The 18,133-nt window shown below is 40.1% G+C and carries 8 protein-coding genes; all 8 read left to right on the top strand.

Annotation, left to right across the window (positions count from 1 at the left end; genetic code table 11):
• Positions 1 to 690 (top strand): T9SS type A sorting domain-containing protein (locus RLO81_RS08785; protein WP_350110197.1); only part of this gene is annotated, 690 nt, incomplete at its 5' end.
• A 23-nt stretch (positions 691 to 713) separates the two neighbouring features.
• Complete coding sequence (locus RLO81_RS08780) at positions 714 to 1,166, top strand: hypothetical protein (protein WP_350110194.1); 453 nt, start codon at positions 714 to 716, stop codon at positions 1,164 to 1,166.
• A 99-nt stretch (positions 1,167 to 1,265) separates the two neighbouring features.
• A complete protein-coding gene (locus RLO81_RS08775; protein ID WP_350110191.1) occupies positions 1,266 to 3,335 on the top strand; it encodes a family 16 glycosylhydrolase in 2,070 nt (689 codons plus the stop codon).
• 109 nt (positions 3,336 to 3,444) lie between these two features.
• Positions 3,445 to 4,953, top strand: coding sequence for a tetratricopeptide repeat protein (locus RLO81_RS08770; RefSeq protein WP_350110188.1), 1,509 nt, complete (start codon positions 3,445 to 3,447; stop codon positions 4,951 to 4,953).
• Positions 4,954 to 5,062: 109 nt separating this feature from the next.
• Entirely contained in the window at positions 5,063 to 6,502 is a 1,440-nt protein-coding gene (locus RLO81_RS08765; RefSeq protein ID WP_350110186.1) for a right-handed parallel beta-helix repeat-containing protein, read from the top strand.
• Positions 6,503 to 6,863: 361 nt separating this feature from the next.
• Positions 6,864 to 16,934, top strand: coding sequence for an Ig-like domain-containing protein (locus RLO81_RS08760; protein ID WP_350110183.1), 10,071 nt, complete (start codon positions 6,864 to 6,866; stop codon positions 16,932 to 16,934).
• Positions 16,935 to 16,955: 21 nt separating this feature from the next.
• Positions 16,956 to 17,408: a hypothetical protein gene (locus tag RLO81_RS08755; protein WP_350110180.1), complete on the top strand. Its 453-nt coding sequence runs from the start codon at positions 16,956 to 16,958 to the stop codon at positions 17,406 to 17,408.
• Positions 17,409 to 17,538: 130 nt separating this feature from the next.
• On the top strand, positions 17,539 to 18,133 hold a 595-nt coding region (locus RLO81_RS08750; protein ID WP_350110177.1), incomplete at its 3' end, for a tetratricopeptide repeat protein.

Below are 18,133 nucleotides of genomic sequence, written 5' to 3'. Positions count from 1 at the left end.
GATAAAACATTAGGAGATGATCCTTTTACATTATCAGCAACAGCATCTTCAGGGTTAGACGTTTCATTCTTCTCTAATTCAAATAGGGTGGATATATCCAGTGCAGGTGAAGTTACGCTACTGGAAGCAGGCTCTGTAACTATAGATGCTAACCAGGCAGGTGATGCTACATTTGCACCAGCACCTACCGTATCAAGAACGTTTTGTATAAATCCTATGAAACCAGTAATTACTGTAAACAATGATAACAGTGAATCAGTACAGTTATCATCAAGTAGCAGCGCTGGTAATCAGTGGTTCTTAAATGGCGAGGCCATTCCTTCTGCAACAGGTGCGACATTAGATGTTGATTCAGAAGGCATATACACTGTTCAGGTAACAGTTGATGGTTGTACAAGTGCAGTTTCTGATGATGTGGCATTAATAGTAACAAGTACAGGCCTAAGCAATAGATTAGATGCTGTTTCTGTATTTCCAAATCCTGCTACCAACCTTATTCAAATTAAAGGATTTGCAGGTGATGTAAGTGGTTTACAGTTGTTTGATCTTTCGGGAAGGGCACAGCAGACTACATTTAGAGTCAATGGTAATGTCATTGAATCAGATATCTCAGCCATTCCAAACGGTGTGTATCTGTTAATGATTAACAGCAAAGAGTCAACACAACAGATTAGAATTGTTAAAAACTAAGAATGATGATAACATTAAATAACATGAATAGATATATAAAATTGGCATTAACTATTTCATTAGTTGCCCTAATTGGTGTATTATCCGGTTGTGATGACGATGATTCGTCCGGTCCTGCCGCAACTACTGAGGTGGATAGAGTTTTCGGTTTACTTTCATCTTCTGGTTGGAGCGTATCCGAAGTACTAGTAGATGATTTGGATTTCTCCTCTACCTATTCCGGATTAAGTATAAACTTTCAGGAAGGTACCTATACTTCTGTGAATGGCGGTGCCATTTTTGGAGCATCAGGTACTTGGAATTTTACATCTAGTTCTGCTGAACAAATTTTGATTGATGGCGAGACGGAAATAGATATACTGGAAATTTCTGAAAATTCACTGGTGGTGGGTTTAACATGGAACCAAAATACACTGGGAACCGGAGGCCGAACATCATCGGTTAGTGGCAACCATGTATTTACATTTACAAGATAATTTAAGCTAGGTTGAAAAGAGGTTGGTGAGTGATCGCCAGCCTTTTTTCTTTTAAGACTGACTTAGGAAAAATGCATTACCCTTTCAAAACAAATTAATATGAAGCTTCTGTTTACCCTTACTGTCAATTTTATTTTTTGTTTGAGTATGTATGCTCAATTGTGCACTAAGGGAGCTACAGGAGCCGTACCTGCTGATGGTGAATATGTGCTAGTCTGGGCTGATGAATTCGACAATAACGGTGAAGTATGTTCAGATAATTGGCACCATCAAACGCAGTTAATTGCTGGGGACAGCTGGGCAAATGGCGAAGTTCAGCATTATACAGATAGAATTGAGAATTCGTATGTGGAAGAGGGCTTCTTAAACATAGTGGCCAAACGTGAAGACTATAATGATCAGGGTGTTACGAAAAATTTTACCTCCGCAAGGCTCAATTCTAAATTTGCCTTTACCTATGGCCGGGTTGATGTGAGGGCTAAACTGCCTTCTGGTAATGGTACATGGCCTGCTATATGGACACTCGGCCAAAATATTAATGAAGATGGGGGTTTCTGGGATGATAATATCGATGAAGTTAATTGGCCAGCCTGTGGAGAAATAGATATCATGGAGCACTGGGGCAACAACCCTAACGTAATTCATGGTTCATTACATACCCCTTCAAGTTTTGGTGCTACTGTAAATACCCAAACTATTGTTGCAAATGAGGTCAGTAGCACATTCCATGTTTATTCTATTGTTTGGGATGAGAATGCTATTCAGTTCCTTTTGGATGGAGTACCATTTTATACGTATAATCCTGCCACTAAAAATGATGCCACCTGGCCCTTTGATAAACCACAGTATTTGCTTCTGAACATTGCTATGGGAGGTATAGGAGGTGCAATTGATCCTGGTTTTACAGAGTCAACCATGGAAATTGACTATGTACGCGTCTTTCAAAATTATGACGAAGATGCGAATGACAACCTGCCTGTGCCACTTGTTTCGGCACCCGAACCAACTGAAGATGAAGAAGAGGTCTTATCAATTTTTAGTGATAGTTATACTGATTTAACAGATGTGGTATACACCAATCCTGAAAAGGAGGTTTATTCGGATGTAGTGAATATTCAGGAAAATGCTGCCTTACGCTACCTGGATGTAAACGAGCAATTAATAGATTTATCAGCCAACATTCAGGATGTATCAAATCAGGATTATTTTCATTTTGATTACTGGACACCAAACTCTAATGAATTAAGCTTAGTCTTCAAAGATCAAAGTGGTAATGAGTCTTCGCATACAATATCTATAGGTTTAGAGAATTGGCAGGGTGTTGATATTGCCATTGCCGATATTCAAGAGAATGTAAACTTATCCACTTTGGAAAAAATACAATTCAGTGGTAATGGTGTTGTGTATTTCGATAACCTGTTTTTCTTTATTGATCCCAATGATGATGTTCCCGATCCTGTTGCGCAGACAATAACGTTTGCTACCGTACCGGATATAAGCATAGATGAAGGCTCTTTTGAACTCGAAGCAACTGCAAGTTCAGGTTTAGCTGTAGAATACTCCACATTTTCAACAGAACTCAATATTGAAGGGTCAACAGTCAACCTACTTAAGCCAGGAACAGTAGTGGTCACGGCAGAGCAACCTGGCAATGAAGAGTTCCTTGCTGCAGAACCAGTAACACAATTGTTTTGCGTAAATCCGTCAAAACCAATTATTTCTCAAACGGAATTTGGCGGCAATATATGGCTTCAATCCAATAGCGAGGTTGGAAATAAATGGTATTTGAATGGCAATATAATTAGCAGTGGAAACCCAACAGAAATAGAAGTGAATGAAAATGGAATCTATACCTTAAAGGTGACCATTGATGGGTGCGATAGCCCTTTTTCAGATGAATTTCCTTTACTCATTACAAGTACAGCACCAAATAACAATCTTCAAATTCGAGTATATCCAAACCCGGTTACAGATGTTATTAAAATTGAAAATGTAAATGAAATAGAAAGCGTTATATTAACAGATGTTATGGGCAGAGCCATGCCTATAACGTTCAATCAAGATAAAAATGTACTTGATGCAAATATCAGTACCCTACCTACAGGTATATATTATTTAGTGCTTGAAAGTAAAAAAGAAAAACATATTACCAGGCTGATGAAACATTAGCCAACCTTATCAAAACCAATGATTTGATACATTTTGATAAGAAAATGCATTATTTGATCTCATTTTAATATACTATGTTTAACTTGTTAGTTATTAAATTCAAATTTGTATGTCTGGTAGGTATTTGTTCATACTGCTTATACTCTCATTTCAAGCCAATTCTCTTCAAGCACAATCCGTTGCGGAAATAATAAGTCAGGCCGATACCATTGCGAATCCAAATGCTGTATTAACTTTTTTAGATGGCCATTTGAAACGTGTGGTAGGCGTGAGCGATAGCTTACAAGCCAGGTTTTACTTGAAGATGGGCATTGCTTACGGTATGCTCTATCAATCCGATTCAGCCAATTATTACTTACATAAATGCCAGGAAAAGGCACAGGTCGCCTTCAATCCAATCACCGAGATAGCTGCTCTGAATGGATTGGGAAATGTAGCAAGAATTACCAGTGATAATGATCATGCTAAAATCTATTTTGAAAAAGCACTTTCCATCGCAAATGAGAGAGAATCCAATGAATATAAAGTTTGGCAATCTAAACTACTGGGAAATATTGCAGGCATTTTCTTTGAATTGCGTGATGCAGATGCTGCTCTGAGTTATTCCAAGCGAGGGCTAGACATATCAAGGCAAATCGGTGATAAAATGGGAATTGCCACGAATCTGATACGTTTAGGCTATTGCTACAATGCACTCGATAAACCAGATAGTGCCCTTGCAGTAAACAGTGAAGCAACACAACTTCTGGAAGCAACCAAAGACAGTCTTGGGCTGATTTATCAATATTACAATATGGCCAACATCCATAAATCAATGGATGAGGTTAGTGCTGCTAAAAATTACTATAACAACGCAATTGAACTGGCTAAGAAATTTGGTGAAGCTGAGACTGAAGTAGGCAGTTTAAACGAGCTTGCCGATATCGCCATTCAAGCTGGTGAGTATCAAAAAGCACGCGAACTTTTAAATCAGTCCATCGAAGTTTCAAAAGGTAATAATATGCTTTTTGGAATGCGAATGTCATATCAATTAGCTTATAAGGCTGATAAGAAGCGGCAGGATTATCAATCTGCTATGAATAACCTTGAAACCTACCACCAACTTAACGACTCAATACAAAAAACGGAGACGCTGAAGAGCATTGAAGAATTTAAAGTAAAGTATGAGACTGCAGAAAAAGAGAAGGAAATATTAGCCGCTCATCAGGAAATAGAAGTTAAAGAGCGCTTTCAGACATTTCTTTTTATCGTAATTGGGTTGATTGTCGTGTTTAGTGTTGTGGCCATCATCTTATTAATGCAACGTTTTAAGTTAAAAAGGGCATTGCTATCGCAGGAAATTGATACACTCAGGGTACAAATCAATAGTATTTTTCAAGGTGGGATAAAAGAAGTGAATGTGACCGTAAAGGATATTAATGATAATCTTTATAAACCACTTTCAGATAGGGAGTTTGAAGTCCTTCAAGAAGCCATTTCTGAGAAAACAAATCGTGAAATAGCAGAAACATTGTTCCTCTCTGTAAATACGGTAAAGTATCACCTTAAAAATGTGTACGAAAAACTAGGGGTGTCTAATAGAAAAGAAGCACTCGAAAAAATACTTCCTAAAGGCTAATAACAAGCTTTTTTAAAATACTACCCACAAGGGTAGGTAGTAAACCACCCGGGGTGGATGGCTTTCATTAAGTCCCATAGTAGCAAATTGAGAAAAAAATCTTACTACTATGAAAACAAAAACACAAACCCAACCCTTGAATGCACAACTCTTTAAAGTTTGCTGCATTTGCTTTATGCTACTTTTTATTAGCCAAATTGAGTCACTTGGTCAAATTGGTAATTTAAAATCCAAAGCCAAGTCATTATCTAACTCCACAAAACAAACAGAAGTTAAAAAGGAGGAGCCAAAGCAGGCCGATACATCAGAAAACAAATCGGAAGCTCCATCAAATCAACCTTCAGGTGTCGTTATTTATGTAAGTCCTGCCGGTAATAACTCAAACGCTGGTACTGATCTGACAGCCCCGATGAAAGCACTGGATAAGGCTCTGGCCAAAGCCGGCCCCGGGGACCGCATAAATATGGCAGAGGGCGTCTATACTGGCACATTTGGTGTCGGCTACTGGGAAATTGAAAAACCCGTTCACATCTATGGCGGCTATTCAGCAGACTTTTCAAAGCGAGATCCATTTACACATCTCACAGTGCTTCAGCCACCTGCAGATGCTTTTAGTAAAAGCGGTAACAAAAATGTTATGGACATGAAAAAACCACTGAATGGAGTGGTTGTGGACGGATTAGTTTTTGAAGGTGGTTTAAAAACTCCTTATGATAACAATCCCGATCCTAAAAAAGCAGGCCGTTGCGAAGGTTGTGAAACCGGTATGATGCTGGTTGGTCCCGGACAAAAGAATCCTGAAGGAGTGATGCTGGTCTTATACGGCAATAACCATATTGTTCGTAATTGCATTTTTGTAAACTCAAGCTTTGGAGGTGTGAGAGCCAAAATTGGTCAGGCAGGTGCCGGTGATATCGAAATTGCCAATAACTTGTTTGTAGCAAACCGCATGTTTGGTGTGGAAGGATTTGGACTAAAAGGTCAGAAACCTGTTGAAGGTGATATTGTCATCCATCATAACACTATCTTATTTTCCTGGAGCCGATTAAAGGACTTATTGGATTTTGGTTATGGTATTAACGTACAAAATGATGCTACTTTTAAAATCCATCATAATATTATCGGCCTCAATATCTCGGCAGGCATTTCTTCACAAAGGTTTAATCAAGATCTCTACATTGATGATAACCTCTTCTTTGGGAATAAGAAAAAGGATTTATGGTTCAACCCGGGAAGCAATGTGAATGTGCAGATTGATGCAGGCGAATTCGGAGATTTGGACATCCCAAGCGCTAAAGGCAATGTTAATAAGAGTGTAAAAATTGGTGTTGATCAGGTTTATTTCCAAGGGTTTTTAAATGCCCAATACAATGAAACCACTGATTACGATCCTAATTCACAGGCTAACTTAATGCGCGAAGCTTTCGGGTTAAATAAACAAGGTACCATAAACTCATCAGTATCGATGTATGCAAACCGATATCCATGGAAGTCAACACTAGATTTGGTTGGAGCTGACGGAACGTACGGCATTCAACCGGTAAAATAGTTAAAGAGTTAGATAGATATCACAAGAGGCTGTTTCGAAAGGAGCAGCCTCTTTTTTTAACCTAAATTTTGTCGTGTCTGCTCTGTGAACTCTGTGACCTCTGCGGTTATTAATGAACACATGTTAAAATTCCTTATACAGGTTGAATTACCAACAGCTAATAGATTTTAAACTATTAAATAGCTCTTTAATTACCACAAACTACTATTACCAAAATCAAGTAAAAAACGCTTAAAAAGCCCAAAATAGGCGTTTTTTAAAATACTACCCACACGGGTAGGTACAAAACCACCCGGGGTGGATGGGAATTCACCCTCTCTAAGAAGGGAGATTGGTATCGGAATTTTAAAAACCCAATACCATGAAAACCTACTACTACAAATTACTTTTTATCATCCCACTGCTCTGCCTATTTGCAGATGCGGTGGGTCAAAACATCTCCTTATTTAATGTTTCTGACAGGAGCCATTATACCGGTGTTGATTGCAACTCCAGAAAGCTGTATACCTCAACAGGAGGCGAGAGTACGGACCTGCTTTTATCTTTAATGGATTTTGGAGTTGGTGCTGCTACTATCGATGAAATTACAGTAACGCTATCCGGAAATTTTACTGCCGATGACCTGGACAACTCTGTTGGAGGTGCTTTGTTTCTTTATCGAAACAAATTCAGCAATCCCGGTTTATTCGATAGTTATAATGCAATTCAAAAAATATCAATCACCGGGCCCGGTACGTATACCTTTACCACAAATATCAATGCCAATTCAGTTGCAGGTAACTACAAATTGCCCATGTTGGCAATTGGCTTAAGGCTAAAGCCCGATGCATCTAAATCTCATGTTGTCGCCATAAATGCCATAACCGGAAGCCATGTAGACCTTACTTCAGGTTCCGTTTCGGGTAATGTTCCCGTATTTGCATCCACAACTGAGCCATTCGGGGAGCCAATTACAGGAGGTGCTGTAGTGCGAGGTTCAGGCTTTCTTACCTTCTCATTTGATGCGAATGATAATGATAAACACAGATTAGAACTTTTGGATGCTTCTCAGTCGAATGTACTTGAGGAAATTATTCTTGGTTCCGGTGAGACTTCGGCAACATTTACAGGTTTGGCAACAAATACACAGTATTATGTAAAGCCTTACAGCATCAATACTATCTCAGGATGTGATATAGAGCGAACAAGCCTTCCGGTTCTTTACGGAGGAGTTACTTGCTTTGATCCTCCTACAACGATTAATGCATCAGTTACTGATAAAACCCATAACTACATTGATCTAAACTTGACGGGTAAAAATCCAAATAGTAAGTACAAGTACTTCGTTTCTGTCAGGCCAAGTGCAAATCCGAGAGTGCAACCTACAGACGGTACTTATTATGCCAATAATTCATCATTTACCAGCGGTACTAATATGGGATCGGGCAACATCGCACTTGGAACAGTATATGAAATTTTTGATCTAGCTCCCGATACTTGGTATTTTATTGATGCTTATCAGTTTCAACATAATCAAAACATTGTTTCCCAAAGTGAGTGTATCGTTTACTCTGCACCACGTTCCATTTTAGTCAGAACATGTCCTGCACCACCATCCAATCCACCATCGGGTCTCGCTGCCTCATTAATTACACAATCTACAGTTAGAATTAATTGGACTGCAGGGTCAGGATCTGGTCGAATGGTTACCATTTCTGAAAATAACTTAGCATATAATGTTGATGGTTTGGAATTCTCGGGAAATACTGACTTTAATCTCGCACCACAAGTCAGTCAGGGAAATGATGCCAAAGTCGTTTACAATGGTACCGGTTCGCAGGTAAATGTTACCGGTCTTCAACCGGGGACACAGTACTTTGTAAGAGTCAATGAGTTTAGCGGTAATGGTGATTGCAGATCTTACAATACAGAAGCTGCTCCTATAAGTTTCACAACAGGTTCTGTAGTTGGCGATGTTACTGTAGCAACCACGGGCATTTCTAACCGCACATCTACTTCATTAGTAATTGGTGGTGATGTTTCAATAAATGGCAACCCTACCATTCTTGCCAAAGGTATTGTTTGGACAACTTCTGCAGGTGACCCCACAGTTGCTTTGCCTACTAAAACCAATGAAGGCACCAGTCCAACAAGTTTTTCAAGTGTAATAACCGGACTTACACCCGAGACAAGCTATGGTTTTAGAGCTTATGTAACAACCTCTGAAACCACTAACTACGGTACTACACGATATTTTTCAACATTACCAATTCCACCTACAGGACATGCCACGGCATTTACAGTAGATAATTTAATCGAAAATACACCTATCAATTTTACAGCAGAATTGAGCTGGAATGCCGCTCCGGGGGCAGATGGTTACATGTTACTTTATACTAAAAACGGGGAAGAACCACCGATTGACTTCCTTCAATCTAACAGTTATACATTACCTCCAGGGGTTTTTATAGCCAGTTCAACAATTACCGGAACTACATACGACTTCAATTTCGGAGCTTCAGGAGAACTTACTTTTAAGTTAGTATTGGTGCCTTATAATTTGGCAGACAATGGATCTTCCGCCAACTATCTACTAACCGGCACTCCTGCCAGAGTGGACATACCTATTGATACGCAAATTCCACTGGTGACTTCCCGTAGCCCGAATGTCAATGCCACTAATGTCTCAGTGTCTTCCAATTTGGTTCTTAGTTTTTCGGAACTTATCCAAAAAGGAAGTGGCGCTATTGAAATCAGACGTTACAGCGATGATGCCCTGTTTGAGTCCATTAATGTTTCCAACGCAGCTGTCAGTGTTTCAGCAGCTAATGTAACTATTAACCCTACCAGCGATTTAAACCCAAATGTTCAGTACTATGTATTAATTCCTCAGGGAGCGATTACTGATTTGAATGAGAATCCTTTTGCCGGATTTACCATAAAACAAAACTGGCGCTTTACTACCGGTAGCTTACCTGACAATACGTTGCCAACACTCACAGAACTCACCCCTCAAAATGGTGCAACAGATGTTGATGTACTTGCCGATCCGCTGATGGAATTCAGTGAGCCCGTTACTGCAGGTGTTGGAAACTTTACCATTAAAAGAGTAGATAATGGCAATGTTTTCGCCTCTTTCAATGCCAACGATCAGGAGGTTGTCTTCTTGAATAACATCGTAGGAATATCTAAAGGAACCCCTTTTCCTGCCAATACAGAATTTTACATTGAAATAGACAATGATGCTGTTTTGGACCTTTCAGGAAATGCTTTTGCAGGAATATCAAACAATACAACCTGGCGTTTCACAACAGCAGAGGCCCCTGATGTTACCAGACCAACATTTGTAAGTTTAAGTCCGGCTGATGGTACCACCGATGTGCCTGTAAATACTACCTTGGAAATTACCTTTGATGAACCTTTGCAGCCGGGTAGCGGTGGGTTCGTTCAGATCGGTTTTACCAGCAATGGGTCTATAACGCAATATATACACACATCAAGCGGAAATATTGCTGTTTCGGGTAACACAATCTCCATTACTCTTGAAAGTGACTTGCCCGATAACCAGGAATATTTTGTTAGTCTGCACCCGGGCATAGCAAGCGACCTTTCCGGCAATGTGATCAACTATTTTGTTGACTACACTACCTGGAATTTTACAACTGCTGCCGCACCTGATGGTGATGTACCGGTCATTTTAAGTAATTCGTATGCACCGGCCAAGGCGGCACTTAATATTCCTTTTAGTACGGATTTGGCCTTCGAATTTAACGAGCCTGTATTAAAAGGAACCGGAAACATCAAATTGCGCAGGTTTGCTGATAATGCAGAAATACAAAGTATTAACGTGCTTTCCGGAGATGTTGCTATCACAAACGATACGCAGGTTGCCATCAACTTAGCAACACTATCAGAAGGTCAATACTATGTGGAAATTCCTGCAACTGCTTTTAAAGATGCCAATGACAATTTCTTTCCCGGTATCCTCAATAAGGATTGGAGTTTGACAACAATAGGCGATCCTCCCGGCATCACTGCCTTTAGTCCGGTAGATGGTGCGACAGAAGTACCGCTAACTCAAACTATGACTATCACTTTTGATGAGCCGGTCAAACGTGGTACCAGTGGCTCCTTTTTATTCAGAAGATTAGACAATAACGCCATTGTGTATAGCCTCGCTTATAGCGATCCACGGGTAAGCTTTTCAGGCAATCAGATGTCGATGGAAGTGGAACTGACCAACCCTGTTTTCTATGAAACAGACTTCTATGTGATGATCAATGGCAATTTTGCTACCGATCTGGCAGGCAACACCATGGATCAGGTTTGGAATAATACGACATGGAACGTGCGAACCGTAGAGCAGCCTGATGGTACTCCACCTTCCATTATCATGGCCAGCAGGGATCCGCAAGATAATGCTAGCCCGGTATCAGTAGATGGGATATCCTTTGAATTCAATGAAAATGTGGTGAAAGGTAGCGGGTTCATACGAGTAAAAAACTATGACACGGATGAAACGATAGAGGTGATTAACGTATCAGCAGGCCAGATAGAAATAACGCAGCGCATTTATGTGTCGGTTTCGTTTTTGGATGAATTGCCCGAAGGCAACTACTACCTGGAAATGGATGCAGGTGCTTTTGAAGATGAAGCAGGAAATAATCATGTGGGGATTAGCAACAAAGACACCTGGAACTTTACTGTTTTGGGCGAAGCTCCGGAATACACAAGTCTTTCACCGGCCATTAATACGACAAATGTACCCGTTGATAATACTTATATAATTACATTCAATGAACCGATAGTGGCAACAGCTACGGGAAGAATTTACTTCCGTAGAGTAAGTAATAATAACATTGTCCGTCAATATCAGGCTACGGATCCGAATATTACAATTAGCGGAAATGTACTGTCGGTTGAGGCAGATTTAACGGGTTTTGAAAGTACCCAGCTTTATTTGGAGGTGCAGTCAGGTCCGATTACTGATTTGGTTGGCAATTTGTTTACCCAACTAAATAACAACACCTGGCAATTTACTTTAGCTGCAGCACCTGATGTTACGGCACCATTGGCAACGTCCTTTACACCTACACCAAATGTAACTGACATTGCTGCAGATGCTGACTTAACGATTCAGTTCAATGAAGCTGTACAAAAAGGTTCAGGTCTTATCAATATAAGAAGGTATTCCGATGATCTTTTGCTTCAAACCATTGGCGTTCAAGATGCGGCTGTAAGTGTAAACGGACAAACCGTAACCATTAACCCTCCGGATTTGATTGAAGATACCCGTGTTTGGATCGAAATTCTGGAAGGAACCTTTACAGATATGGCGGGTAATGTTTTTGCGGGTCTTTCAAGCAAGAGTACATGGAACTATACACCCGTTGTTGAAAATCCTACTATTATTCATGTCGATCCGGCTGATGGAACAACAGGAATTAAAGCAGGGCAACCTATTACCTTTACTGCCACTTTCTCCGAACCAGTTCAAGCAGGTACAGGTGGAAATATTGGAGTATTAATATATAATTCTATCGGAGGTGAAATTCTATACGATCAAATACCACATACTGATTTAACGTATTCAAATAATCAATTTTCTTTTGAGTATACATTTCCTTATAGTGAAAGTTTTAGCGAACGTGAGTTCTTTTTCCGAATTCCAAATGGCATTGCTCAGGATTTGAATGGAAACAATATGACTGGTGGTTATATACCATCAATCTGGCATGTTTTTCTTGAAGAAATTGATACCACCACACCCTATTTCGACAACAGTAATCAATATCCTTCAAACGGGCAATCAAATGTGCCTTATGATGTAGTACTCAGGTTGCCGTTTACAGAACCTATTCAGAAAGGCACAGGAAATGTGATACTCAGGGATTTATCCGATAACTCAGAAATCTTGAGAGTTGATGTTGCTTCACCAGAAGCTTCTATAGATGGTAATACTTTAGTTATCGATCCGGGACAGGATATTCCCGAGATTTATGAAGTAGGAGTAGAGTTGGAAAGTGGCATCGTAGAAGACCTTTTTGGTAATCCGTTTGATGCAGCGAGTTTTGGTGGAAGCTGGAGCTTTCATATGTTAGAAACTCCCTTACAAATTGTATCTGTTAGTCCACCGGATGATGCTCTGAACGTGCTTGTAGGAGAACCTGTTGTTTTCGAAGTTACTTTCGATGCTCCTATTGAGTTAACAGGAGAATCAGGGTGGTTTGCCATCCGATTGAAATCCGGAGGAGTAACCTATGTTCAGATATTTGGTGATGATCCATCTATGACAGTCTCTGGGAATAAACTCTTTGTTCCCATTACATTACCTAATGTATTGGACACTGAATTGTACGTGCAAATGACAAATAACTTAGTCAGGGATGTTAATGGATATAGCACAAACCCTACTGTTGGTGCTAGTACCGACACATGGAATTTCACAACTGAACTACCGTCCCCACCACAGGTTGTAAGCTTTACACCTGCTAACGGCACCACAGGTTTAAATGGTGATGAGAATCTTGTAATAGAATTTAATGAACCGGTTGTAGAAGGCAACATGTATATGGTACTTTACCAATTGGATCCGGGATCAAACCAATGGGAAGTATTCAATGATGGTTCCAGTCGTGTAACTATCAATGATAATGTAGTGACCATCGACCCAACCAATGATCTTCCGGCCGGAAGGGAATACTATTTTAGAGCCAATAGCCAATCATTCTTTGATATTAAAGGTGCAAAAACAGCTCAGCTGGGAGGTAATGGTGTCTGGAATTTCACAGTAGGTGAAGTGGACTTCGATCCACCAATAGTACAAACATTCGTGCCTGCTCAAGATGCTGTTGATGTACCAATTGATATTGGATCTCTGTCGATGACATTCGATGAACCGATACTTGATGGTGATCCTAATGGTGCTATTAGGATGTATGAATTCAATACCAATGCTTTAGTGAAAGAATTCAATTTCCAAACAGCAGATGTTACGGTTAGTGGAAATACATATACCCTAAATGATGTACCGGAACTTGATTTGAACAAAACCTATTATGTTCAAAATAGCAATGGAAATTGGGGAATTACAGACCTCATTGGAAATGTAATAGCAGGCTGGGGCGATAGCTTTACCTGGCAGTTTACTACTGAAGCAGGTGATGTTACACCACCAACAGTTTTAAGTACAAGTCCTGCAGACGATGCAACTGGCGTAGCACCTAACGTAACGGTGACACTCACTTTTAATGAACCAGTTGGCCCGGCTTCTCCTAACGGAGTATTTCTTCGGGAAGAAGGAAGCAATAATGGGATTGCGGCTACTATCAGCATTTCAGGAAATGTATTGACCATCGATCCCGATCAGGATTTAAATACAAATCAGGGCTATTATGTAGAAATACAGAATAATCAAATATTTGACCAGAATAGTAATGCTTTTGCGGGAATCAATGACCCAACTACATTCAACTTCTTTGTTGGAGCTGAGGACAATACACCTCCAACAGTGGTTAGTTTCAATCCTGCAGATAATGCAACAGATGTTTCTGTTGATGTGGGAAGCTTAACAATAACTTTCTCAGAAGATATCAAGCCAGGTAATGCTGGTTCTAAATTCAGACTCAGGAAAAATGATGGTACCAATCAGGTCGTTAAAGAGTTTGAAATAAACACGGCAGACGTTACTTTCGGTACGAATACTGTGACTTTGAATAATGTACCCACGTTGGACTTTAACACGGGATTTTGGGTGCAGAATAACTTCGGTGTAACAGTTTATGACTTGGCCGATAACCCTTTAGCGAATTGGAATACAACGGACATCTGGAACTTTACAACGGAAGGCCCGGGAGATACTCAGGCACCTTCTATTGTCTCGGTTTCACCAAGTAATGGCGCTTCTAATGTTCCGGTGAATACAAATCTTACCATCACATTTGACGAGGAGGTCCAATTTTTATCGAATTCTAGCTTTCTCATCAAACTATATGGAGGTACTGTTAACAGGAGAGTGATTTCATATAATTCGTCTGAAGTAAATATTTCGGGCAATACCATTACAATCAATCCAAATACTGATCTCATTTATGATGAACAATATTGGATCCGTATCAATCCGGGTACTATAGGTGATTTAGCGGGCAATGCTTTTGCTGGGTATACATCACAAAACGACTGGAATTTTACGATGGAAGCTCCCCCAAAACAAGACCAGACCATCACGTTCGATCGTATAGCTGATAAAACCTTCGGGGATGCACCATTTACTCTATCCGCTACGGCATCATCAGGTCTTGATGTTCAGTTTAGCTTAATCAGTGGCCCAGTGAGCTTGTCAGGCAATGAGGTCACTATTACTGGAGTTGGTACAGTAGAAATAGCTGCCAATCAACCAGGAAACGGTTCTTTTAACCCAGCTCCGGAAGTAATCAGAACCTTTGAAATTCTGAAAGCCAATCAGACTATTTCGTTTGATCCAATTGCAGATAAAACCTTTGGCGATGCACCTTTTAATCTGAACGCTTCGACAAGTTCAGGGTTAACAGTTAGTTACGTAAGTTCCAATACCTCGGTGGCTACAGTTAGTGGAAATATCGTAACTATAGTTGGTGCCGGTATATCAACCATTACAGCCAGTCAGGCAGGTAACGGCCAGTTCAATCCTGCAACATCTGTTGAGCAGACCTTGAATGTAAACAAGGCTAACCAGACCATTTCGGTTGATCCAATATCTGATAAATTAGTTGGCGATGCACCTTTTGAGGTAGTGGCTTCAACTACCAGTGGTTTAAGTCTGGATTACCAAATTTTAAGTGGACCGGCTAGTATTTCTGGCACAACAATTACCTTAAATGGATCTACTGGGACAGTAGAAGTAGAAGTAAGCCAAGCTGGTAACAGTAACTTAAACGCTGCGAGTGAAACGGTTTCGTTCGTTGTTTCTGATCCTGCAAAAACAGATCAAACCATTACGTTTGGCACTATTGAGGATAAAACTTTTGGTGATGCAGATTTCACATTGCAAGCAAGCGCATCCTCCGGTCTTACGGTAGATTTTAGTGTTGTTTCAGGACCAATTTCTATCAATGGCAACATAGTAACGATTAATGGTGCTGGTACAGCCACTGTAGCTGCTAATCAGGGTGGTGATAACCAATATAATCCGGCACCAGAAGTGACTCAAACATTTACGATTGACAAAGCCACTCAAACAATCACGTTTGATGACATTGAAGATCAGATTTTTGGGGTCGATCCATTCACCATCTCTGCTGTCTCTTCAGCAGGTTTGGGCGTAGAGTACAGCGTGGTGAGCGGCCCCATTTCATTGAGTGGCGCCACAGTTTCTGTCAATGGAACTGGGGTTGCTACGATCGCTGCCAACCAGTCTGGTAATGATAATTACCTGGCTGCAACTGAAGTGATTCAATCTTTCACGATTGCCAAATCCGATCAAACTATTACGATCGAACCAATTGCTGATAAACTAACGACCGATGACCCATTTAATGTGATTGCAACAACGACAAGTGGTCTTGCTTTAACTTATCAGATTCTGAGTGGCCCTGCATCAATATCAGGCGCCACAATATCCCTTGATGGTCAGGTGGGTAATGTAGTTATTCGGGTAAGCCAGGCGGGTAATTCGAACTACAATTCTGCCGAGGCACAAATCAATTTTGATGTAGTAGATCAGCCAGATAAACAAGATCAAACCATCACTTTTGAGCCTTTAGTGGAAGTAACATTTGGTGATCCTGACATTCAATTAACAGCGACAGCAAGCTCAGGTCTGGTAGTTACTTATACAAGTTCAGATGAATCTGTGGCAACTGTGAATGGATCAACTGTTAAAATCATAGGAGCTGGAATAACAAACATCACTGCTTCACAAGCAGGTGATGATGATTTCAATGCCGCTGTACCGGTAGCGCAGGTGTTAATCGTCAATAAGGCGGCTCAAACTATTACTTTCAATGAAATTGAAGATCAGTTTATGGAAGCAGAACTATTGGAGCTTTCTGCGACTTCTTCTTCAGGTTTAATTGTAGAATTTAGTGTGGCAAGTGGCCCGGCATTTCTGAATGGAACTACACTCATTTTTGATGGGATTGGCCAGGTTACTGTAGAAGCAATTCAACCTGGTAATGAAAATTTTGAGTCGGCATTAGTATCCAGAACATTTGAAATAATTTCGGTTACGAGCACAACAATTCGAGAGATAGAACCTGTAAGCATTTATCCTAATCCAGCGAATAATCAGATTACGTTAACAGGTACTATCGATCAGACAGCCAAAATCTTCATTAGTGATATGAAAGGAAATTTGGTGCGACAAATTGAGCCTAAATTGACCGAAAGTATCGATGTGTCGGATTTAACCAATGGCATCTACCTTATCCTGATAAAAGGAGAGAATGAGCAGATGATAAGATTTATAAAGAAATAACTCATTAAAACAGAAAATAAGATGAAAACATTAAGAAATATAATAGTAGCGATCACCATGATAAGCCTGTTGGCCACCATGGGTTGCGATAGTGGTGGTGAAGAAGGTCAGCCAGACCCGGCCATGCAGCAAGTAGCATTGTTAGTGAATGAAGGTAAGCCTTGGGTAGCTCAGGCAGAATCATTTGTGTTAAAAGATGGCTTTGATGTGAGTGATCAATTTGAAGGATTTAATGTAACGTTCTCTGAAGGAACGTTCAAAACAGAGAATGCCATTTCGAGTGCTTGGCCCTCGGAAGGCAACTGGCAGCTGAGTGAACAAGACCTTAACACCATTTTGAGAGGTGACGGAGTAGCCATGAAAACCCGAATAATTGGTAATACTTTAACATTGACATTCAGGGCTGGTGGTCCATCAGGTGGCAGAATTACTAGTGTAGAAGGTGAATACCAGTTCGAGTTAATCAGTCAGTAGTAGTAAGTGTGTGTGATTGATAGAACCCTCTTCTTGCTTCGGCAGAGGAGGGTTTTTTTATTGGCACTATTTTATTTAAAAAATCATTTAATAACTCCGATTAAAATATCGATTTGCTATATTCAAAGCTATGTTTCGGTTTGGTTTTGTATTATTAGTTGTAGTATTGACATCGTCTGTTATTTGGGCTCAATTACCTGATAGCATATCCTTGCAGGTTAATAACATTCCTCAAAAAGAAGACAAGGTTAAATTTTTACTGGATTATTCAGACAAGGCACTTCGCACAAATTCAGAATTACACTATGCACTGGTAATTGAAGCCAAGAGAATTGCACAAGATTTAAAGGAGCCTGGTCTTTTAGCTAAATCTGAAAAAAGGGTTGCCATGAACGTGCAGTACCAAAATCAAATAGATTCCGCCCGGAGCCTTTATCTTCAAATTCTCACTAAGTATGGCAATGATCTAGATTCTGCCTTTATTGCTGAAGTGTACAGCGAAATAGGAGCCACTTATTATTATGAGGCCAATGATAAAATGGCATTAGAAAACTGGATCAAGTGTTTTCGCATAGCCGAGTCAGTAAATGATAAAGCTCTAATGGCCAGAATTACTAATAATATTGGAGCCACATATGGTTACTTAGGTGACTATAAAAATGCAATATACTATTTGAACAAGGCCATTAAATATAAATGGCAATTAGGTGATACAGCATCATTGG

The organism is Fulvivirga sp. (assembly GCF_040220315.1).
Lineage (GTDB): Bacteria > Bacteroidota > Bacteroidia > Cytophagales > Cyclobacteriaceae > Fulvivirga.
The sequence above is the reverse complement of the archived record's forward strand: the minus strand, read 5'-3'. Positions and strand labels throughout refer to the sequence as shown.